Annotated in this window: 15 protein-coding genes, 14 tRNA genes and 3 rRNA genes; 1 reads left to right on the top strand and 31 read right to left on the bottom strand. The window is 39.4% G+C overall.

What is annotated here, in order from left to right:
* Positions 1-8: 8 nt before the first annotated feature.
* From AT726_RS08845 to AT726_RS08815, 7 genes are all read right to left on the bottom strand, one after another.
* Positions 9-560: a hypothetical protein gene (locus AT726_RS08845; RefSeq protein ID WP_068759407.1), complete on the bottom strand. Its 552-nt coding sequence runs from the start codon at positions 558-560 to the stop codon at positions 9-11.
* 368 nt (positions 561-928) lie between these two features.
* The gene (locus AT726_RS08840) at positions 929-1,285 is read right to left on the bottom strand and encodes a DUF6693 family protein (RefSeq protein ID WP_055277554.1); all 357 of its coding nucleotides are present in this window, start codon (positions 1,283-1,285) and stop codon (positions 929-931) included.
* Positions 1,286-1,425: 140 nt separating this feature from the next.
* Positions 1,426-1,992 carry a hypothetical protein gene (locus AT726_RS08835; RefSeq protein WP_055277555.1) on the bottom strand — a complete coding sequence of 189 codons (567 nt, stop codon included), beginning with the start codon at positions 1,990-1,992 and terminating at the stop codon, positions 1,426-1,428.
* Between the two features lie 370 nt (positions 1,993-2,362).
* Positions 2,363-2,581, bottom strand: a complete 219-nt coding sequence (locus AT726_RS08830; RefSeq protein WP_055277558.1) for a hypothetical protein — start codon at positions 2,579-2,581, stop codon at positions 2,363-2,365.
* A gap of 171 nt (positions 2,582-2,752) precedes the next feature.
* Positions 2,753-4,474: a phospho-sugar mutase gene (locus AT726_RS08825; protein WP_068759406.1), complete on the bottom strand. Its 1,722-nt coding sequence runs from the start codon at positions 4,472-4,474 to the stop codon at positions 2,753-2,755.
* A gap of 121 nt (positions 4,475-4,595) precedes the next feature.
* Entirely contained in the window at positions 4,596-5,480 is an 885-nt protein-coding gene (locus AT726_RS08820) for an aldose 1-epimerase family protein (protein WP_068759405.1), read from the bottom strand.
* A gap of 271 nt (positions 5,481-5,751) precedes the next feature.
* Complete coding sequence (locus AT726_RS08815; protein WP_068759404.1) at positions 5,752-6,993, bottom strand: IS110 family transposase; 1,242 nt, start codon at positions 6,991-6,993, stop codon at positions 5,752-5,754.
* Positions 6,994-7,411: 418 nt separating this feature from the next.
* On the opposite strand from AT726_RS08815, the gene AT726_RS08810 reads away from it, so the two are divergent.
* On the top strand, positions 7,412-7,639 hold the full coding sequence (locus AT726_RS08810) for a DUF3892 domain-containing protein (protein WP_055277674.1): 228 nt from the start codon (positions 7,412-7,414) through the stop codon (positions 7,637-7,639).
* Between the two features lie 103 nt (positions 7,640-7,742).
* On the opposite strand, the gene AT726_RS08805 is transcribed toward AT726_RS08810, so the two are convergent.
* The 24 genes from AT726_RS08805 to AT726_RS08690 all read right to left on the bottom strand — a co-directional run bounded on the left by AT726_RS08805 (position 7,743) and on the right by AT726_RS08690 (position 20,455).
* On the bottom strand, positions 7,743-8,102 hold the full coding sequence (locus AT726_RS08805; RefSeq protein ID WP_068759403.1) for a helix-turn-helix domain-containing protein: 360 nt from the start codon (positions 8,100-8,102) through the stop codon (positions 7,743-7,745).
* 145 nt (positions 8,103-8,247) lie between these two features.
* Complete coding sequence (locus AT726_RS08800; protein ID WP_068759402.1) at positions 8,248-8,835, bottom strand: helix-turn-helix domain-containing protein; 588 nt, start codon at positions 8,833-8,835, stop codon at positions 8,248-8,250.
* Between the two features lie 126 nt (positions 8,836-8,961).
* A complete protein-coding gene (locus AT726_RS08795; RefSeq protein WP_055277668.1) occupies positions 8,962-9,483 on the bottom strand; it encodes a tRNA (cytidine(34)-2'-O)-methyltransferase in 522 nt (173 codons plus the stop codon).
* Between the two features lie 173 nt (positions 9,484-9,656).
* Positions 9,657-10,754, bottom strand: coding sequence for a tRNA epoxyqueuosine(34) reductase QueG (queG, locus tag AT726_RS08790; RefSeq protein ID WP_082411261.1), 1,098 nt, complete (start codon positions 10,752-10,754; stop codon positions 9,657-9,659).
* Between the two features lie 118 nt (positions 10,755-10,872).
* Complete coding sequence (locus AT726_RS08785; RefSeq protein WP_068759401.1) at positions 10,873-11,778, bottom strand: sugar ABC transporter permease; 906 nt, start codon at positions 11,776-11,778, stop codon at positions 10,873-10,875.
* Between the two features lie 3 nt (positions 11,779-11,781).
* Complete coding sequence (locus AT726_RS08780) at positions 11,782-13,146, bottom strand: carbohydrate ABC transporter permease (protein WP_055305927.1); 1,365 nt, start codon at positions 13,144-13,146, stop codon at positions 11,782-11,784.
* Between the two features lie 172 nt (positions 13,147-13,318).
* Positions 13,319-14,110, bottom strand: coding sequence for a DUF1189 family protein (locus AT726_RS08775; protein WP_068759400.1), 792 nt, complete (start codon positions 14,108-14,110; stop codon positions 13,319-13,321).
* A 274-nt stretch (positions 14,111-14,384) separates the two neighbouring features.
* Positions 14,385-14,473 (bottom strand) — tRNA-Leu (locus AT726_RS08770).
* Between the two features lie 20 nt (positions 14,474-14,493).
* A tRNA-Cys gene (locus tag AT726_RS08765) sits at positions 14,494-14,567 on the bottom strand.
* 5 nt (positions 14,568-14,572) lie between these two features.
* Positions 14,573-14,646, bottom strand: a tRNA-Gly gene (locus AT726_RS08760).
* Positions 14,647-14,656: 10 nt separating this feature from the next.
* A tRNA-His gene (locus AT726_RS08755) sits at positions 14,657-14,732 on the bottom strand.
* Between the two features lie 13 nt (positions 14,733-14,745).
* A tRNA-Trp gene (locus tag AT726_RS08750) sits at positions 14,746-14,819 on the bottom strand.
* A gap of 7 nt (positions 14,820-14,826) precedes the next feature.
* Positions 14,827-14,902: transfer RNA gene (locus AT726_RS08745), tRNA-Thr, on the bottom strand.
* Between the two features lie 173 nt (positions 14,903-15,075).
* A tRNA-Leu gene (locus AT726_RS08740) sits at positions 15,076-15,164 on the bottom strand.
* 20 nt (positions 15,165-15,184) lie between these two features.
* A tRNA-Cys gene (locus AT726_RS08735) sits at positions 15,185-15,258 on the bottom strand.
* Between the two features lie 5 nt (positions 15,259-15,263).
* Positions 15,264-15,337 (bottom strand) — tRNA-Gly (locus tag AT726_RS08730).
* Between the two features lie 10 nt (positions 15,338-15,347).
* Positions 15,348-15,423: transfer RNA gene (locus AT726_RS08725), tRNA-His, on the bottom strand.
* Between the two features lie 5 nt (positions 15,424-15,428).
* A tRNA-Thr gene (locus tag AT726_RS08720) sits at positions 15,429-15,504 on the bottom strand.
* Between the two features lie 13 nt (positions 15,505-15,517).
* Positions 15,518-15,593 (bottom strand) — tRNA-Val (locus tag AT726_RS08715).
* Positions 15,594-15,599: 6 nt separating this feature from the next.
* A tRNA-Glu gene (locus AT726_RS08710) sits at positions 15,600-15,676 on the bottom strand.
* 13 nt (positions 15,677-15,689) lie between these two features.
* Positions 15,690-15,766 (bottom strand) — tRNA-Asn (locus AT726_RS08705).
* A gap of 12 nt (positions 15,767-15,778) precedes the next feature.
* Positions 15,779-15,887 (bottom strand): 5S ribosomal RNA (gene rrf / locus AT726_RS08700).
* A gap of 52 nt (positions 15,888-15,939) precedes the next feature.
* Positions 15,940-18,830: ribosomal RNA gene (locus tag AT726_RS08695) — 23S ribosomal RNA — on the bottom strand.
* Between the two features lie 108 nt (positions 18,831-18,938).
* A 16S ribosomal RNA gene (locus tag AT726_RS08690) occupies positions 18,939-20,455 on the bottom strand.
* The 16S, 23S and 5S rRNA genes sit together here with 14 tRNA genes alongside, the layout of an rRNA operon.
* Positions 20,456-20,616: the final 161 nt, after the last annotated feature.

Raw genomic sequence — 20,616 nt, 5'->3', positions numbered from 1 at the left:
TCACCTTTTTACTCAATATTCAACTCTTTTAAGTCACATGAATCGCTCGTCACATATAAAACGTCACATTCCATGTTTACATCATCAATTTTTTCAAAATAAGTTTTTGCAAACTCCCCATAAACAACAACTTTACATGGTTTATTGAAGCATCCCGTTTTCATTAAACGATTTTTAAAATCATATAAAACTGCCTTCTCAAACTTATTTACATCTTCATTTTCATGTTCTCCAAATTGAGCGTATCCTTCTTTAACCATAGGAGTCAACAAATCAAATAATACTTTATATTTCCCATCTAAATTCGTCGTTTCTTGTAAAGGAACTGAGCAGACATTTAAAACAGAGAAACGTGTATTCGTCTTAGCCAATTCACCTAATGATTTCTTACTTCCTGCATCAAAAATCGTCGCAGCGGCATGACCTACCTCTAGCTCTACATCAGTTGGTGCATCTACAATAAAGTAAACGTCTGACTCTGGATGAATAATATCTGATCCTTTTTTCTTATATTCAGCAAAATAAAAACGACATAAATTTAGCCACTGATTACTATACATCAAACCACTCCTAAGCCTAAGTTCATACCTACAAGTATACAACAAAAAATAACTTAACATAAAATAAAAATTACAGAAAAAACTTATTCATAAATCATTCACGATAAAATATAAATTGCATTAAACTATTGAATAACTGCAAACTAGGAGTTAAAAAAACTTCAACTTCTCCAAAGAATTACCTATCGAATAATATGAATCAAATTTTCTTTCAGATGCTAAAAACCGCAAAACATTATAGTGCTTTGCAGTTTTTGGTTTACATCAATTATACTTAAATAAACAAATTAAACTAATCTCTATTAGGAGACATAACAAAAATAAAATCGTAAATTCTCCATTCATTGACTTTTGATAAGATTCTCTTACTACTTTAATTCTATATTCTCAAAAACGGTATTCGCAGCCACCCATTGTTGAAATTTAATTTTAACGACTAAACCATATATTCCAAAGGTAATAACGATAACTAACCACCAAACAATCCAATGTCCAATCAACTCTTTAGGGTCCCCAATAAATTTTAATCGTTGACCACAAATCACCGTATGTTCACACTTCGCCTCTTGTTCCTTACACAAAATCCACGGATAAGCAAATCCTAGCGTTACAACCCCTAATAAAACTAACTTAATTTGATGAATTAGCGCAGACTTAAAATGCTGATCGTAATATGAACCATACTTCATTTTATTATCGATAATAGTACTTCTTTTATACTCCATTACAAAGTCTCCTTTTTAATCATTCTACTTTTAAATTATACTAAAAACCAATCCTTTTCATACTGATTGGCACTTTAAGAGTAATAAAACACTATACTTCATCTCTATATGACCTCTTAACTCATCCAAAAAAGCAGAGCTTATAAACTTAGCTCTGCTTTTTTCTCTTGTTTACATCTCTCACAGTCACAAGGACGGATGGTATAAACATATTCATATCCTGTTAAAGTGGGCGGGATTTTCATACACATCTCATTCACAATCCCATCCACTTTTTTTGTATTCACAAATTTCATTCGCTCCCAAAACCTAATCGCTCGCCGAACTGATCGTAAACGAATCATATCAAGTTCTGGCAACAACTTAGAACAATCAAGCAAATGCTCAAATACCTTCTTACCAAACCCACAACCCATCGGCAATGTCATAAATTTATTAATCTTCATATATGCAATCTGACGAACAAAGTCCGTCGTATTCGGATAATACAATTCTAACTGAAACAACCAATTCCATGGTCCGCTTGAATAGTGATACTTTAGCTCATATCCATATCGCTTCCGATTAACAATTAATACCACATCACTGCATAACAATTGATCCAACCCTTGCTTCCACTTTAAACAAAATGCCGCCACCTCATCTGTTAATACTTTCACCAAATCTGACATTTTCTCGACATTACGATGGTCAACTGTCACATTCATCACAGCCCTCCCCTCGCATGTAGTCCCTTCATTATATGCAAACTCTCACATGATTGTGACATGAAAATCGATGATTTCTCTAAACTTTCTTCTCTCCCTTCTCCTCCTCTCTTTTTTAAGTATATCCCCATTTATTCGTTATAATTTCTTCAGTCAAGCCCTCATCGATTCCCTCTTCTCGCATAATCGGGAAAATCGTCTCAACTATTAAAAATGCTATTTAAGCTCAACTATCTCCTTTAGCTAAACATCCATCTTCAATCAAGTATAGAAAATGCAAAAATTCTACAAAAAAAGAGCAGAGATTCGCAGCAATCTCTACTCCTTTAAAAAGTTATGAAATGGGAAATTGTGAGTCAAGAAAAAGTTCTTAACTATACATGCGACGCCCATAGCCAAAATCGCGATTTAAATCTTTATAATCACGGGTTTTAAATCCACAGACATCTATACAACCATTTTTAAAACCATGTTTTCTCACCACTAGTTGCCCCTCTTTATAGAAAATTTTTCCTGACGCTGGAGAAACCATAGATTTTGCTACGTGATTGTTCGTAGTAAATGTCACTAATTTTTTTACATCTTTCATTATGGCGTGACACCCCCTACACCGTGCTCTCTCTCGAACACAAGTTTATTATAACATATTTTAGTAAAATTTTTAATTTATTTTAGTAATATTTTTTTAAAAAAGTTCCTACAATTATTTATTAATCATAGGAACTTTTAAATTATCTGGTGTGTATGTGTGTTTATTTAATTAAGCAATAATCTCATTTACGCGAGCTAAAACATCTTCTTTAATTTTAGCCACTTGTGCATCCGCTGCATCGATCACATCAGCAATAACACCGATATAAACTTTTGCTTTTGGTTCAGTTCCTGATGGACGTAAGACGAACCAAGATCCATCAGCCAATGTATACTTTAAGACATTTGACTTTGGTAAATCAATGGCAGTTGTTGAATCATTTGTTAAGTCCGTGTGAATACTTTCTTTATAATCTTCAACCGCTACGACTTCTTTACCTGCAACAGTAATTGGAGTAAACTCACGGAAATCAGCTAAAATCGCTTGAATTTTATCTGCCCCTTCTTTACCTTTTAACGTAATATTCACTAAAGCTTCACGGTAGCATCCGTAAGTTTCATATAACTCCATTAACACATCATATAATGTTTTTCCGTGCTCTTTGTAGTAAGCTGCCGCTTCTGCACACATTAAAACGGATTGAACAGAGTCTTTATCACGGACAAAGTCTCCGATTAAATATCCATAAGACTCTTCGTAACCGAATACATATTCATAATCTGTATCTTCAATTAAACGAGCTTGTTCACCGATAAACTTGAATCCTGTTAACGTTGAAACCACTTCAAATCCATATGAACGAGCAATGGCTGCTCCCATATCTGATGTTACAATCGTATTGAACACTTTCCCTTTAGCAGGTAATGTTCCATGAGCTTTCTTTTGAGATAAAATATAGTGAATTAAGATGGCACCTGTTTGGTTTCCTGTTAATAACACATAGTCTCCCTCAGGATTTTTAACCGCTAAACCAACACGGTCAGCATCTGGATCCGTTGCGATTAAAATATCTGCATCGATTTCTTTACCTAATGCAATTGACATTTCAAAGGCAGAAGCTTCCTCTGGGTTTGGAGATTTAACCGTTGAGAAGTTTGGATCAGCGACACATTGTTCTTCAACCACATGTAATTGCTCATATCCACACTCTGTTAACACACGACGAACTGGAATGTTTGCTGTCCCATGTAAAGGTGAGAACACAATTTTTAAATCTTTTTTATTGCAATCCGGATTAATTTCTAATGCTTTGACACGCTCAGTATAAACATCATCAATCTCTTTTCCAATGATTTGAATTAATCCGGCTGCCTTTAATTCTTCTTCAGACTTAACATCGATTGCGAAAACATCATCAATCGCATCCACTAATGCAATCACTTGATCCGCATCAGCAGGAACTAATTGACATCCTGTCTCATCATAAATTTTATATCCATTATATTCAGGTGGATTGTGAGAAGCTGTTACCACAATTCCTCCCGCTGCTTGTAAATGACGAACAGCGAATGATAACTCAGGCGTTGGACGTAATGTTTCAAACACATACGCTTTAATCCCATGAGATGCCATCACTTTAGCTGATTCCATCGCAAACTCTGGTGAGAAATGACGGCAGTCATAAGCAATTACAATTCCACGTTCTTTTGCATTTTCAACATTTTTTAATAAGTATTGTGCAAATCCTTCATTTGCCTTACGAATTGTATACACATTCATGCGGTTTGTTCCCGGACCAACAACTCCGCGCATTCCCCCTGTACCGAACTCTAAATTACGATAAAAGGCATCTTCTTTTTCCGCCTCTGTCATTTTTTCTAATTGTTCTTTTAAGTATAATTCTAAATTCTCTTGCCCTAACCAATTTTGGTATTCTGTTTTAAATGACATACAATACCCTCCATATCTATAAATATCTAGTTGCTATTATAGCATAACAATGACCAAAAAATAACATAAGCTCAGTAAAAAATAGTGACAAAAGCATCATCTATCCGACAATATACCTATTTTACTTAAATGTCATTGCATACATTGCCTCAAACGTTTCACCTGGTTGTAATAATTGAATGCCTTTTTTACTTGATAACTCTTGTGGCTCATTCACTGTATCTGCCATTCCATACCAAGGTTCTAAACAAATAAAATCTGCAATATGTCCTTCTTTATTAATCGGTGACCAAATACCTACATAAGGAAAACCATTAAAACGTATTTCAACTTCACGATCATGATTATACGATTTTAAAGCAATTGCAGATTCTCCTTCTAAAACTAAGGTCGGAAACTCTTCAAATAATTCCTTATTTAACGGTAAAAATTTCAATTTATCCATAATTGTAATCTTTTCATCCGTAATCAGATTTGTCTTTGAATCAAATCTATACGTCTCAACCCCATTAGATGACTCAAAATATAAATAATAATCACCAAATTGATCATCCGCTTGTAGCCTTGTACTAAGTGCCGGATGAGCCCCGATTGAAAATGGCATGACTTCCTCACTTAAATTCGTGACTTCCCATTTAACCACTAACGTTTCATCCAACAATTCATACCCGATTTTTAAGCTAAATTCAAAGGGATAACATTCCAATGTCTTCGCATTTGACCTTAACTCAAACCACACTTTTGTATCCGTTCGGCACAATACATCAAACCACTCATCTCGAGCAAATCCATGTTGCATCAATGAATATCGTTTTCCATTTAATAAATACGTATCTTCTGCAAGACGACCAACAATAGGAAACAACACCGGTGAAGACCTAGCCCAAAACTCTGGATTCGAATTCCATAAATAATCCAGTTCATAATCTAAATGATAAACACGCTTAACTTCTGCTCCATGATTAGCAATATCGATTTCTAACCGATCATTCTTTAATTTCACCATGCTATCCCCTTACCTTTCATCATAACTTCCTTTACGATTTCCCCTCAAAAATGAAATCGCTAACTAATTATAACACCTTTCCTAAATAAATGCGATTTTTTAAAGAAAAAAGGACAGACTATTACTATAAAGACTTGTGGTATTAAGTCAAGTATATGATTGAAAAAAATAGATAAAGATTTTTAAAAGTTGGGCGCACTGAACTAGACCCTCGGCTAATTTTTTAAAAATTTAGCCTAGCGCCAGACAGAAAGGATTCAAAAGCAATCAGTTAGCTTTTGAGTGATACGCTCCTTTCCGGCGTGTAGAGTTGGTGGTTACGTAACAGCGTATCCACCAAACGCACTAATTTTCTAGCGGTTAGGACGAGGGCTCGTTTGTGTTTAAATTTCGGAACTTCATCGTATTTTTTCTGGTAATACAAGCGGTAAGTATCTTCGTGTCGTCTGATAGAGTTGGCAGCTTCAACCATATAATACCGAAGATATTGGTTGCCTGTTCGTGTCAGTGGTGTACGTTCCGATTCAAAGTTTCCAGACTGATTTTTTTTCCAGTAGAGACCGCAATATTTGGCTAATTGGGCTTCATTTTCAAAACGTTCAATTTGACCAATTTCAGCGACAATACCGGCGGCATAAACAATACCGATACCTGGAATACTTTTTAAACATTGGGCTTCTGTTACAATTTCAAAGAGCGCCACAATGCTTTTTTCTAAATCTTTAATCTGTTTTTTCAACGTTTGGATTAATCGTGCATAAGTCGCTAAAACCATGTCTACTGATTCTTGAACGACTTTACCCAATCGATAAGAATCACGAATAGCTTTTTTAATGGTTTTAGCTAATTTCTGTGGATCACTAAAACGACCTCGACCTTTTTCTTGTAGAAGGTTAGCTAAATCTTCTAACTCCATTTCGGCCATTTCATCGAGGGTTAGTGCATCAGAAAGAAGATCGAGCATGGTCGCACCAAAAACAGAGGTATCGAGCTCTTTAGAGAGGGTATTACACTTGTAGTAAAGGTTCTCAAGAAAGTGCTGTTTACATTCGGTGAGTTGATGAACCATTTGATATCTCGAACGAATCAGACGTTGAAGAGCGACATAGCGTTCCTCTTTTAAAACTGTCTTATTAAATCGTTCAATACGTAAGAAGTCGGCAATACGAAAGGCATCAATTCGATCGTTTTTATCTTCTTCAAAAAGCCCTTTATAACGATGAATGGACTTAGGGTTTTGGATAACGACTTCAACGAGACCTAAGGATTTTAGTTCAAGATCTTCAGATAAAAAAGTTGCAGGATGAAAACTGTAAATCGAAGTAGACTCCATTCCAATCACGATTTTTTCATAGTTAAATGATTGGTGAAACTGGAGAACATCTTCTTTGATAGAAGAGGCACCGTTAATGTTATTAGGAAGGGTAACTTCTTTTAACGTCGTGTCTGAACTATCAAGAAAACAAACATCAAGTTTTTCAGAGCTAACATCAATACCGACAAATAATTTCATGGAAGGGACCTCCTTTCTTTTGAATGAATTTGGAATAAACTCGGATACGGCTGGACATCCCTAGGGTCCCAAACGTGGCGACAACCTCGCGTATAAGTATTCTAAAGACTTTAGCTATGAGTGCTGCCCTCAACCCTGTTAAGAAGAGGAACATAGAAAGAGTCGATACAGCTTGTGCGTCTGTCGAACAGTTTGGGTCTGGGTCACAGTCTTCAAATGTAGTCGAACTACAGGAGGAAAAAGTATATTCCTGATGGATCCAATTCCATTACCTATATGATGGAACGTCCGAGGGTATCTGAGACAAAAAGAGATCACTAAATGAATCATTTAGGTAAAGAAAACTCATTCAGTTTTCAAAGAACAATTCATGCCCTAAATGAAGGGCTTAAACTTATTATACGAGGAGGCTATTAATATGGAAAAAGAACAATTTGTTGCCGTCCGTCGTAACAGCGACGGCGATCTTATCGCCTTTAAATCAAACACAGGAAAAGAATATGACTACGAAACAGCTAAAGAACTTTGTGAACAAGGACTTATCTCCAATGCCCAAACCTTCAAAGGTAAAGGTGGCGGAACTTACATCCGTGGAATCGTGGATGGAGATAAAGACAACAACCTATCCAACCTACCAACATTCTAATTTATAATTAAAAAAGCACTCATCTGGAGTGCTTTTTCTAAACCTTAATGACTCTAAATCATGAAGTCTTTTCTATCTAGTATTCACCAAATTTCCTCGGAAATTATTGCATCGGATCGATAAACATAACACTATAAAGTAAGAGAACTAATATAAACCATACCACGACAAAAATAACGATTCCTACTACACCCTTCTTCAAACAGCCTGAACTGATAAGTGGTTGTACTTCTCTCACCATCACTTTTTCAGAAACTTCAGGTACTTCTTGATTACGTAATAAGTAATCCAATGACACACCATAATAATCACTCAAAGCTACTAAATTATCCGTATCAGGGGTTGATTCTCCTAATTCCCACTTTGAAATCGCCTGCCTTGAAACGTTCAATTGATCCGCTAACTGTTCTTGAGATAAACCTCTAGCCTTTCGTAACTTCTTTAACTTCTCACCTAATAACATGAAATCATCCTCTCTTCAACTCATAATTCCATTTTAAAGGACTCCTAAAAAAAACACTACCCATTTAACCTTGAATCTCCGCAACTAACAGTTGCAAATAAAAAAGTGTTTTTTTTATCACACCTTTTCAACAGCAATTCTAGGCCTACCTTACCTTTTTCAATGTAACAGTTATTCCCGTACAAACAACTAAATAGAAAATAAATTCTACTATAAAATCTAACATAGCTGAGCGTGATACTGGATAAAAATTCATCATTAACGACCCTATATAAAAACAAATAAACGGAAATATCATCCATACTGAAAGCATCAAAAACAAACGCTGTAACTGAGATGATAATTCTGATTGTTTTATTAAAACCACCGTAACTGAGATGATTTGAATAATTAATCCAATACTAACCATTAAAATACTCTGATAAGTACACCATAAAACGATAGATAGAATTAACCCAATGATAAGACCACCCATTCCAAATATAAAAATCGGAAAACTACGACTTCTTTTTGTCTCTAATTCACTAGAAATATTTAATTCATTCAACAATAAATAATCAATAGATACACCATAAAACTTACTTAGTAAAATTAGATTTTCAGTATCGGGCATTGATTCACCTAATTCCCACTTTGATATAGCTTGTCTTGAAACTTGCAACTTCTCTGCTAATTGTTCCTGAGATAACTGTCTTGCTATTCTTAACCTTCTTAACTTTTCACCTATTAACATTAAAGTTCACTCCTTTCAACACCAATATTCTAAATCTTTCTCATCAAAAGAACCACCATCTTTAGCTTGAATCTCCGCAACTAATAGTTGCAAATAAAAAAGCATTGCTTTCGCAACACTTTTTTATTATTCATCGTCACGTAAGACCCAGTCTGCACCTTTGAATGGTTCGACTGTCCATAAATCTAAAAATTCTTGTTGACGTAATGCTTCATAAGCTAAAATAGCTGCTACATTCGATACGTTTAATGAGCGAACTTTATTCGTCATTGGAACACGGAAGCAGTTCTCGAAATAAGGACGTAAAATCTCTTTTGGAATCCCGCTACTTTCTGCTCCTAAAACAATATAATAATCTTCTTCAGGATTTGAAAAATCCATTTCAGCATGATTCTTTTGTCCATAACGAGTACAGAAGCAGAACTTTCCACCTTTATTCTTCTCAACAAATTCTTCCCAATTCTCATAGACAGTGTAGTCTACTTCATTAACATAATTCGCACCTGAACGTTTAATACTTTTCTCATCTAATGAGAATCCCATTGGTTTAATTAAATGTAATTTAATATCCGTCGCTGCACAAGTACGCATAATATTCCCCGTATTTTGAGGAATCTCTGGATTATATTGAACTAAATGAATTGCCATAATTGTCACCTCAACTGTTTAACAATGAATTAAAACTAACACCAAAACTTTATGTGCTATGATTATCACTCTACTTGGCATGGCTTAAAATCATCTTAGATTATTGTTCGTTAATAAACATTTGCCATTGCCTTTTTATTTTACCACAAAATTCTTTATTTTTTGCAACAATCTTATTTGTTGTCTAATCGCTCATAGGCTTGTTTAGCCGCTTCTTTTAACCAATCAGGACCTTGTCCATCACGTATCTTTGCTATCTCAGGTAAAGCAGCTTTATACTTATAAAAACCAGCATTAAACATGGCATTACGTTTAAGAACAGACACTCCACGCCAAGATCCTGCTAAATGACCATACTTTGATTTAAACTCCTTATTCGTCATCGTTAACAATTCACTGATCTTTGGAAACTCTGCACCAGTTGGTTCCATCTCAGCATGTAGATGAAAATCTACTTCACGATTGAATGGACACACTTCCTGGCAAATATCACAACCATAAACATTCTTACTAATCTTCTCGTAAAGCTCAGGTGCTAAATATTCCTTCGATTGCGTCACATACGATAAACAACGTTTTTCATTCAGACTCCCATCTGGTTGAATAGCCTTCGTAGGACAAGCACGAACACATCGATCGCACGTTCCACACAGACGCTCAATCGGTGTATCCGGTGGAAATTCATAACTTACCAATAACTCACCTAAATAAATATAACTTCCAAACGTCTCATTGATAATAGAACTATTCTTTCCACTAAATCCAATTCCACTTCGTAGTGCAACTGCACGATCATTAAATACACCTGTATCAACACTGCCAATGACTTCTATACCAGAGATATGCTCCTTTAACCAATCTTCAAGTAATTGTAACTTCTTACCTACAATGTCATGGTAGTCCATCCCCCATGATGAACGACAAAATTGAACAAAAGGATCTTCCTTATCCTGCTTTGGCAATTCTGTCTGTCGTGGATAGGAAACACCAATTGATACAAATGACTTCGCATTTTCCATTGATAATAAAGGATTCGTACGTTCCTCAATCGACCCTTTTGTTAATCCTGAAGACCACCCTAACTCTTCACGTCGCTTAAGCTCAGTCTCTAAAAATAAAAATGGCTTGACGTCACTAAATCCAATAACATCAATTCCAACTTCTTTACTATATTCAATTAATTTTTCCTTTAACTCATATGCTTCACTATTCTCAATTATCGTTAAATCCTGTTTATCAATAACTCCTTGTTTTTGCTTTTCTTTCTTCATGATGATCACCTACCCTCTACTCTACTAAGAAATCACCAAAAACTCAACCAAAAACACTTATATTATAGCCTAAACTGTTTTATCTAAACAAAAAGGACACCCTAAGGTGTCCAAAATTTTATCCTTTATTTGCCCCTGCCGTCATACCTTCAATTAAGAATTTTTGCATGCTAATATAAACTAATGTAATAGGAACCGCTACAAGTACACAACCCGCTGCGAACATCGTAAAGTTATTTTGACTGTTACCACTAATCATATCATACAAACCAACAGCTAATGTTAACTTATGATTTGATGAGATAATTAAACGTGGGAAGATAAAGTCCATCCAAGGCGTCATGAAAGTTGTAACAGCTACGAACGACACAATTGGTTGGATTAACGGGAACATAATCTTGAAGAAGATTTGACCCTTCGTCGCTCCATCAAGCATCACTGATTCATCTAATTCTTTAGGAATTGAATTCATATACCCTTTAATCAACCACGTATTATACGGAATTTGTCCAGCAGAGTAGCACAAAATTAAAGCCCAGTGATTATCTAATAAATTGAACGTTAAGAACAAGATATATAATGCCGTCATCCCCATGAAACTTGGGAACATTTGAAGCACTAAAATACTAATTAATGCTGGCTTTTTCCCTTTGAAACGGAAACGAGCAAAGATATACCCCATCGTTGTCGATAAAAATACAGAGAAAAGCATATTAATAACAGCAATTTTTAACGTATTCAAATACCACTTAGCAAAGTTTGTTTTTTCAAATAACTCCACATAGTGAGCAATTGTTGGATTAGCAGGAATTGGTGTTGCCCCTGCTAAAGAAGTTCCTTCATTAAATGATGATCCAACAATCCATACTACAGGGAACAATACAATAAAACACATAAAGATTAACTCAGCATAAATCAAAATCGTATATGTAATCTCTTTTACTTTACTTATCGTATTTTTTGTAGAAGAGGTTTTCGACTTATTCTTCACGCTATTTACTTTTAACGATTTAGCCGCTTCCATAAATTACTCCTCCTTAAATGCTGCCGTTCTCGTAAAGTTGATGGCAGAGATTGAACCAAGAATTAAGAAAATCAGAATTGAAAGAACTGATGCCATATTGTACATCTTATCATTCATCGTTAACTTATAAATCCATGAAATTAAAATATCTGTATGTCCAGCATAAATAAAGTTTGGATTAACTGGTCCTCCCTCTGTTAAGAAGTAAATTAAACCAAAGTTATTAAAGTTACTTGCAAATGACATAACAAGTAATGGTGCAGTTGCTGATAAAACTAATGGTAATGTAATCTTCCAGAACTGTTGACCTTCAGTTGCTCCATCTACCTCTGCAGCTTCATAAATATCTTTAGAAATTGAAGTCATAATCCCTGACATTAAGGCCATAAAATATGGGAATCCAAGCCATAATCCAATTCCTAAAATCGTTAAGCGTGGAATCCAAGGGTTTGTTGAATCAGTTAACCAATAAATTGGTGAATCAATAATACCTGCTTGAAGTAAATACTTATTAAGTGGTCCGAACTGACCATTAAATAACTGTTGGAAGTTTAACTGTGAAATCATTGCTGGTAAAGCCCAAGGTAAAATTAAAATACTACGCCATGCCTTTTTACAAATGACACGTTTATTATTTAAAATAACCGCTTGGAACAATCCTAAGAAGAAAGGAGCAGCTGTTGAAATAATCGCAAAAATAACTGTCCACAAGAATACATTCCAGAATGTTGTAAACCATTGATTAGATGAACCAACTTCTCCACCCATTGAAAATAAATATAAGAAGTTATCCAATCCAACCCAATTCACTAAATTTGATGGCGGTAAATGTGACTTGTTATAATTTGTAAACCCAACTAAGAAGGCGAAAATAATTGGCATAAATGAGAACAAAATTAACATTAAACTTGATGGAATAATAACAATATACTCAAACGCATGTTCCCATGTATGCGCAAACCATTCTCGACTACCAAGTACTTCACCTGTTTCATTAAATTGATTAGCCGTTTTATACGCATCTTTAATATTGATATACCAAATAATACCGAATACACATAAAATCAAAATAGCAATAATCCCTTCAATTAAAAGAATAATTGAATGATCGCCTGGTGTTAACCCATTCTCGGTTAACATCGAAGATTGAGTTCCTAACGTGATTGCCCCCCAAATTCCTTTTACAAAGAATCCAGCCTCACGAAATGAAAATGTACCTGAAAAATAATTTCCTGATACCAATTCAATTCCAATGAGTAACACTTGGAATACAAAGAAGAACGCACCTTTTAACCATTGCTTATTATAGGCTTGACCTGCCCCCCATACAATAGTAGATAATACTGCTGCCAATTTTGGTTTTTTCATTTTCTCCACCTGCCTATTTCTTGATTTATAAGTCGCACCTTATGAAAACTCTTCCCCTCACAATAATTAAATCGCTTTCAAAGTGCTATACATATATAATACATGGCAATTATAGTAAAATAAAGTGTGTAAGTGGTTACACATATGCGTTTTTTTCATAAAAAAAACAAGGCTAGTTGCCTTGTTCTTGATTTCCGACTAAATATGGAATGACTCGACGTCTATAGACAAAGTAAGCTACAAGTGGTGCACCAATATTATAAATGAGCATTGTCAAACCTACATTGAACATTCCTACAACTAAAGCCATCACACATGGGAATGTTGATGAATAAATCACAATATTTAAAACTTCCTTATATGATAAGAAACTCGTATGCCCAAACTTCAATAACATCGATAAAGCAGCCACTACGAACGTAAAGACAAACGTTGATAACACACCTGTCTGATAAGCCCCTAACACAAATGGCACAACAAACATTGGCTTAATTGAAGAAGCTACACGACCAAAAATATCCTCATAACTCGCATCATCAAAATTTACTCCTTCAAAATAAGAATAACCAACTTCATATTGTCTATCTTGTTCAACAAAAACTAGATGATCCTGATTGAAAACAACACCATTATTTACTTCATTTACATCTCCGTTAAATAACACCTTAACCCCATTACTCAAATTAATCTCAGCAAATTCAGAACATGTCAACGTACCGCTTTGCACACCACATCCCACTGGAAGAGAATCCACAAAACGATCTTGATCCGTTTCTGTTAACTGCCAAATCTTTTGGTCCCAACGATACGGCGCATCACCAATTAAAATAAATGCAAATGGCGTCATCTGCATAAAAGATAAAATAATTAAAAATAACAAACTAATTAAAATCGGTGTTTTTCTTAGAGCAAATACTGCATCAATTGAATACGTCGTCTCTAACATCAACTTTAACCTTTTCATATCACACACACCCATCCTATAATCTCAAAATCCTCGTACAACAAAATATACCTACTAGAATTTTTATTATAATCTAGTCCATCAACTAAGAATTATAACAGAGTTTCCAAGTAAAGTATAAAATATTACACTATCTTCCCTAATCTGCAGGAATATTATATCAAGTATTAGAAAACACAACCATATGTAATCGTTATCACATTAATCTAATAAAAAAAGTATCCTTTGGATACTAGAAATAAAAAAAGAGTATTACTACTCATTATAACAAAATTGGTGCCTAGGGCCGGAATCGAACCGGCACGGGTGTCACCACCCGCAGGATTTTAAGTCCTGTGCGTCTACCAGTTCCGCCACCCAGGCACATCATTCATTAAATTATTTGGAGGCGCCAATCGGATTTGAACCGATGATCAGGGAGTTGCAGTCCCATGCCTTACCACTTGGCTATGGCGCCTTGTATGGAGCGGGTGAAGAGAATCGAACTCTCACAGTCAGCTTGGAAGGCTGAAGTTCTACCATTAAACTACACCCGCTTATTATTAATGGGGCGACTGATGGGAATCGAACCCACGAGTGTCGGAGCCACAATCCGATGCGTTAACCACTTCGCCACAATCGCCATTTAAACTCGTTGGCAGGGGTGGCAGGAATCGAACCCACACTAACGGTTTTGGAGACCGCTGTTCTACCGTTAAACTACACCCCTATTTATCTGGTGCCGGAAGCAGGACTTGAACCCGCAACCTACTGATTACAAGTCAGTTGCTCTACCAATTGAGCTATTCCGGCAAAATGTATCATTTTGATACATAAATTATTATATATCAACATAAATAAAATTGCAATAATAAATTTCTTTATATTTTTATATCTAATACGTATGGTACCTTACTTTATATCATATATAAGCAAACTTCATTTATGACATAAAAAAAAGAGTTATTTACTCATTATAATAAAATTGGTGCCTAGGGCCGGAATCGAACCGGCACGGGTGTCACCACCCGCAGGATTTTAAGTCCTGTGCGTCTACCAGTTCCGCCACCCAGGCACATCATTCATTAAATTATTTGGAGGCGCCAATCGGATTTGAACCGATGATCAGGGAGTTGCAGTCCCATGCCTTACCACTTGGCTATGGCGCCTTGTATGGAGCGGGTGAAGAGAATCGAACTCTCACAGTCAGCTTGGAAGGCTGAAGTTCTACCATTAAACTACACCCGCTTATTATTAATGGGGCGACTGATGGGAATCGAACCCACGAGTGTCGGAGCCACAATCCGATGCGTTAACCACTTCGCCACAATCGCCATACTGGTGCCGGAAGCAGGACTTGAACCCGCAACCTACTGATTACAAGTCAGTTGCTCTACCAATTGAGCTATTCCGGCAGTTATTTAATTATGGTGGAGGATGACGGGCTCGAACCGCCGACCCTCTGCTTGTAAGGCAGATGCTCTCCCAGCTGAGCTAATCCTCCACTTAATGGTGACCCGTACGGGATTCGAACCCGTGTATGCATGCGTGAAAGGCATGTGTGTTAAACCGCTTCACCAACGGGCCATTAAGTAATTAATGGCGCCCCAACTAGGACTCGAACCTAGGACCCCTTGATTAACAGTCAAGTGCTCTAACCAACTGAGCTATTGAGGCAGGTTTATTTTGGCCCAGCGACGTCCTACTCTCGCACTTGCGTACTACCCTCGGCGCTAAGGAGCTTAACTTCTGTGTTCGGTATGGGAACAGGTGTGCCCTCCTTGCCATCATCACTAGACCATTGAAAGATGTTGTTAATCTTCCAAAACTAGATATCTTCTTCAGTTTCTTTGGTTAAGTCCTCGATCGATTAGTATCAGTCCGCTCCATGTGTCACCACACTTCCACTCCTGACCTATCAACCTCGTCGTCTTCAAGGGATCTTACTTCTTTCGAATGGGAAATCTCATCTTGAGGGGGGCTTCACGCTTAGATGCTTTCAGCGTTTATCCCGTCCACACGTAGCTACCCAGCTATGCTCCTGGCAGAACAACTGGTACACCAGCGGTGTGTCCATCCCGGTCCTCTCGTACTAAGGACAGCTCCTCTCAAATTTCCTACGCCCACGACGGATAGGGACCGAACTGTCTCACGACGTTCTGAACCCAGCTCGCGTACCGCTTTAATGGGCGAACAGCCCAACCCTTGGGACCGACTACAGCCCCAGGATGCGATGAGCCGACATCGAGGTGCCAAACCTCCCCGTCGATGTGAACTCTTGGGGGAGATCAGCCTGTTATCCCCGGGGTAGCTTTTATCCGTTGAGCGACGGCCCTTCCATTCGGTACCGCCGGATCACTAAGCCCGACTTTCGTCCCTGCTCGACTTGTAGGTCTCGCAGTCAAGCTCCCTTCTGCCTTTACACTCTTCGAATGATTTCCAACCATTCTGAGGGAACCTTTGGGCGCCTCCGTTACTCTTTGGGAGGCGACCGCCCCAGTCAAACTGCCCACCTGACACTGTTCCCTGACCCGATAAGGGCCACGGGTTAGAACCCCAGTGACACAAGGGTAGTATCCCAACAGCGACTCCACCAAGACTGGCGTCCTGGTTTCTTCGTCTCCTACCTATCCTGTACATGTGCCACCAGTGCTCAATATCAAGCTACAGTAAAGCTCCACGGGGTCTTTCCGTCCTGTCGCGGGTAACCTGCATCTTCACAGGTACTATGATTTCACCGAGTCTCTTGTTGAGACAGCGCCCAGATCGTTACGCCTTTCGTGCGGGTCGGAACTTACCCGACAAGGAATTTCGCTACCTTAGGACCGTTATAGTTACGGCCGCCGTTTACTGGGGCTTCAATTCAAAGCTTCGCTTGCGCTAACCTCTCCTCTTAACCTTCCAGCACCGGGCAGGCGTCAGCCCCTATACATCACCTTGCGGTTTAGCAGAGACCTGTGTTTTTGATAAACAGTCGCCTGGGCCTATTCACTGCGGCTTGCTTTCACAAGCACCCCTTCTCCCGAAGTTACGGGGTCATTTTGCCGAGTTCCTTAACAAGAGTTCTCTCGCTCATCTTAGGATTCTCTCCTCGCCTACCTGTGTCGGTTATCGGTACGGGCACTTATTAAATTAACCCTAGAAGCTTTTCTTGGAAGCGTGACGTCAGTTGACTTCGCCATTCGGCTTCGGCATCACAGCTCAATGTTATGCCATGCGGATTTGCCTACATGACCACCTCACTGCTTACACGTGAATCCAATCACACGCTCAACTTAGCCTTCTCCGTCACTCCATCAGTTTAATAAGTGGTACAGGAATATCAACCTGTTGTCCATCGGCTACGCCTTTCGGCCTCACCTTAGGTCCCGACTTACCCAGGGCGGACGAGCCTTCCCCTGGAAACCTTAGGCTTTCGATGGATAGGATTCTCACCTATCTTTCGCTACTCACACCGGCATTCTCACTTCTAACCGCTCCACAGCTCCTTCCGGTACTGCTTCACCGCTGTTAGAACGCTCTCCTACCACTGACTCTAAAGTCAATCCGCAGCTTCGGCGGTCCGTTTAGCCCCGGTACATTTTCGGCGCAGAGTCACTCGACTAGTGAGCTATTACGCACTCTTTAAAGGATGGCTGCTTCTAAGCCAACCTCCTAGTTGTCTGTGCATCTCCACATCCTTTTCCACTTAACGGACACTTGGGGGCCTTAGCTGGCGGTCTGGGCTCTTTCCCTTTTGACCATGGACCTTATCACCCACAGTCTGACTCCCGATTATATCTATCTGGCATTCGGAGTTTGATTGAGATCAGTACCCCGAGGTGGGGCCATCACCCATTCAGTGCTCTACCTCCAGTAGACTTAACATCGAGGCTAGCCCTAAAGCTATTTCGGAGAGAACCAGCTATATCCGTGTTCGATTGGAATTTCACCCCTAGCCACAAGTCATCCAAGCACTTTTCAACGTGCCCTGGTTCGGCCCTCCAGTCAGTGTTACCTGACCTTCAGCCTGCTCATGGCTAGCTCACACGGTTTCGGGTCTACAACATCGTACTCTTCGCCCTATTCAGGCTCGCTTTCGCTACGGCTCCGCATCTTCTGCTTAACCTCGCACGATATCGTAACTCGCCGGTTCATTCTACAAAAGGCACGCCATCACCCATTAACGGGCTCTGACTATTTGTAGGCACACGGTTTCAGGTTCTCTTTCACTCCCCTTCCGGGGTTCTTTTCACCTTTCCCTCACGGTACTGGTTCACTATCGGTCACTAGGTAGTATTTAGCCTTACGAGATGGTCCTCGTTGATTCCGACGGGATTCCACGTGTCCCGCCGTACTCAGGATTCCTTCCATGCATCTCACAATTTCACCTACGGGACTCTCACCCCCTACGGTTGGCCTTCCCAGACCATTCGGCTATCATGATTTGTCAATTATGAAGGTCCTACAACCCCGGATAAATCCGGTTTGGGCTCTTCCCACTTCGCTCGCCGCTACTACGGGAATCGATTTTTCTTTCTTTTCCTCCAGGTACTTAGATGTTTCAGTTCCCTGGGTCTGTCTCCTATATGGCTATGTATTCACCATATGGTGCTAGCGTATAACCACTAGCGGGTTTCCCCATTCGGATACCCCCGGATCAATGCTCACTTACAGCTCCCCGAGGCGTTTCGCCGTTTGTCGCGTCCTTCTTCGACTCCTAGTGCCAAGGCATCCTCCGTGCGCCCTTATTCACTTAACCTAAATCAAATCTATTGTTTGTTTCTTCTGAATGAAGATATCTAGTTTTCAAAGATCAACTTTGGAAGAAATTCTTCCAAAACTAAACAGAACGTCTCTTTCTCCATAGAAAGGAGGTGATCCATCCCCACCTTCCGGTAGGGATACCTTGTTACGACTTCACCCCAATCATCTACCCCACCTTAGGCAGCTCCCTCCTTGCGGTTAGGCCACTGACTTCGGGTGTTGTAAACTCTCGTGGTGTGACGGGCGGTGTGTACAAGACCCGGGAACGTATTCACCGCGACATTCTGATTCGCGATTACTAGCGATTCCAACTTCATGTAGGCGAGTTGCAGCCTACAATCCGAACTGAGATTGGCTTTATGAGGTTTGCTCCACGTCACCGCTTCGCTTCTCTTTGTACCAACCATTGTAGCACGTGTGTAGCCCAGGTCATAAGGGGCATGATGATTTGACGTCATCCCCACCTTCCTCCAGTTTGTCACTGGCAGTCTCGTTAGAGTCCCCAACTGAATGCTGGCAACTAACGACAGGGGTTGCGCTCGTTGCGGGACTTAACCCAACATCTCACGACACGAGCTGACGACAACCATGCACCACCTGTATCCATTGTCCCCGAAGGGAAAATCCTATCTCTAGAACGGTCAATGGTATGTCAAGACCTGGTAAGGTTCTTCGCGTTGCTTCGAATTAAACCACATGCTCCACCGCTTGTGCGGGTCCCCGTCAATTCCTTTGAGTTTCAGTCTTGCGACCGTACTCCCCAGGCGGAGTGCTTAATGCGTTAACTTCAGCACTGAGGTTCGACCCCCAACACTTAGCACTCATCGTTTACGGCGTGGACTACCAGGGTATCTAATCCTGTTTGCTCCCCACGCTTTCGCGCCTCAGTGTCAGTTACAGACCAGGAAGCCGCCTTCGCCACTGGTGTTCCTCCATATCTCTACGCATTTCACCGCTACACATGGAATTCCACTTCCCTCTTCTGCACTCAAGTCGACCAGTTTCCAATGACCCTCCACGGTTAAGCCGTGGGCTTTCACATCAGACTTAATCAACCACCTGCGCGCTCTTTACGCCCAATAATTCCGGATAACGCTCGCCACCTACGTATTACCGCGGCTGCTGGCACGTAGTTAGCCGTGGCTTTCTCATAAGGTACCGTCACACTCTAGCCATTTCCTACTAAAGTCGTTCTTCCCTTATAACAGAATTTTACAACCCGAAGGCCTTCATCATTCACGCGGCGTTGCTCGGTCAGGCTTTCGCCCATTGCCGAAGATTCCCTACTGCTGCCTCCCGTAGGAGTCTGGGCCGTGTCTCAGTCCCAGTGTGGCCGTTCACCCTCTCAGGTCGGCTACGCATCGTCGCCTTGGTAGGCCTTTACCCTACCAACTAGCTAATGCGCCGCAGGCTCATCCATCAGCGGTGCCAGAAGCACCTTTAAACTTTCGTCCTATCCGGTATTAGCGATCGTTTCCAATCGTTGTCCCCGTCTGATGGGCAGATCACCTACGTGTTACTCACCCGTTCGCCGCTCACCACCGAAGTGGTTCGCTCGACTTGCATGTATTAGGCACGCCGCCAGCGTTCATCCTGAGCCAGGATCAAACTCTCCATAATTAAATGTTTGTTTTTATCCTAAGCTTCCTTAAGAAACTTAATTCTTAAATAAATGTTTGTTGACGTTCTGTTTAGTTTTCAAAGAACTTCGTGTCACCTTGTTTTGGCGACTTTATTAGTTTATCATGTCTGTCTCTTTCTGTCAAACACTTTTTAAACTT

Origin of the sequence: Turicibacter sp. H121, assembly GCF_001543345.1 — a bacterium.
Taxonomy (GTDB): domain Bacteria; phylum Bacillota_I; class Bacilli_A; order MOL361; family Turicibacteraceae; genus Turicibacter; species Turicibacter bilis.
This window is presented reverse-complemented; position numbering and strand designations above follow the sequence as displayed.

Excerpts from the sequence above, each read along its gene's own strand:
- AT726_RS08845 (WP_068759407.1), bottom strand. The coding sequence starts at position 560 with ATGTATAGTAATCAGTGGCTAAATTTATGTCGTTTTTATTTTGCTGAA.
- AT726_RS08840 (WP_055277554.1), bottom strand. The coding sequence starts at position 1,285 with ATGGAGTATAAAAGAAGTACTATTATCGATAATAAAATGAAGTATGGT.
- AT726_RS08835 (WP_055277555.1), bottom strand. The coding sequence starts at position 1,992 with ATGAATGTGACAGTTGACCATCGTAATGTCGAGAAAATGTCAGATTTG.
- AT726_RS08830 (WP_055277558.1), bottom strand. The coding sequence starts at position 2,581 with ATGAAAGATGTAAAAAAATTAGTGACATTTACTACGAACAATCACGTA.
- AT726_RS08825 (WP_068759406.1), bottom strand. The coding sequence starts at position 4,474 with ATGTCATTTAAAACAGAATACCAAAATTGGTTAGGGCAAGAGAATTTA.
- AT726_RS08820 (WP_068759405.1), bottom strand. The coding sequence starts at position 5,480 with ATGGTGAAATTAAAGAATGATCGGTTAGAAATCGATATTGCTAATCAT.
- AT726_RS08815 (WP_068759404.1), bottom strand. The coding sequence starts at position 6,993 with ATGAAATTATTTGTCGGTATTGATGTTAGCTCTGAAAAACTTGATGTT.
- AT726_RS08810 (WP_055277674.1), top strand. The coding sequence starts at position 7,412 with ATGGAAAAAGAACAATTTGTTGCCGTCCGTCGTAACAGCGACGGCGAT.
- AT726_RS08805 (WP_068759403.1), bottom strand. The coding sequence starts at position 8,102 with ATGTTATTAGGTGAGAAGTTAAAGAAGTTACGAAAGGCTAGAGGTTTA.
- AT726_RS08800 (WP_068759402.1), bottom strand. The coding sequence starts at position 8,835 with ATGTTAATAGGTGAAAAGTTAAGAAGGTTAAGAATAGCAAGACAGTTA.
- AT726_RS08795 (WP_055277668.1), bottom strand. The coding sequence starts at position 9,483 with ATGGCAATTCATTTAGTTCAATATAATCCAGAGATTCCTCAAAATACG.
- queG (WP_082411261.1), bottom strand. The coding sequence starts at position 10,754 with ATGAAGAAAGAAAAGCAAAAACAAGGAGTTATTGATAAACAGGATTTA.
- AT726_RS08785 (WP_068759401.1), bottom strand. The coding sequence starts at position 11,778 with ATGGAAGCGGCTAAATCGTTAAAAGTAAATAGCGTGAAGAATAAGTCG.
- AT726_RS08780 (WP_055305927.1), bottom strand. The coding sequence starts at position 13,146 with ATGAAAAAACCAAAATTGGCAGCAGTATTATCTACTATTGTATGGGGG.
- AT726_RS08775 (WP_068759400.1), bottom strand. The coding sequence starts at position 14,110 with ATGAAAAGGTTAAAGTTGATGTTAGAGACGACGTATTCAATTGATGCA.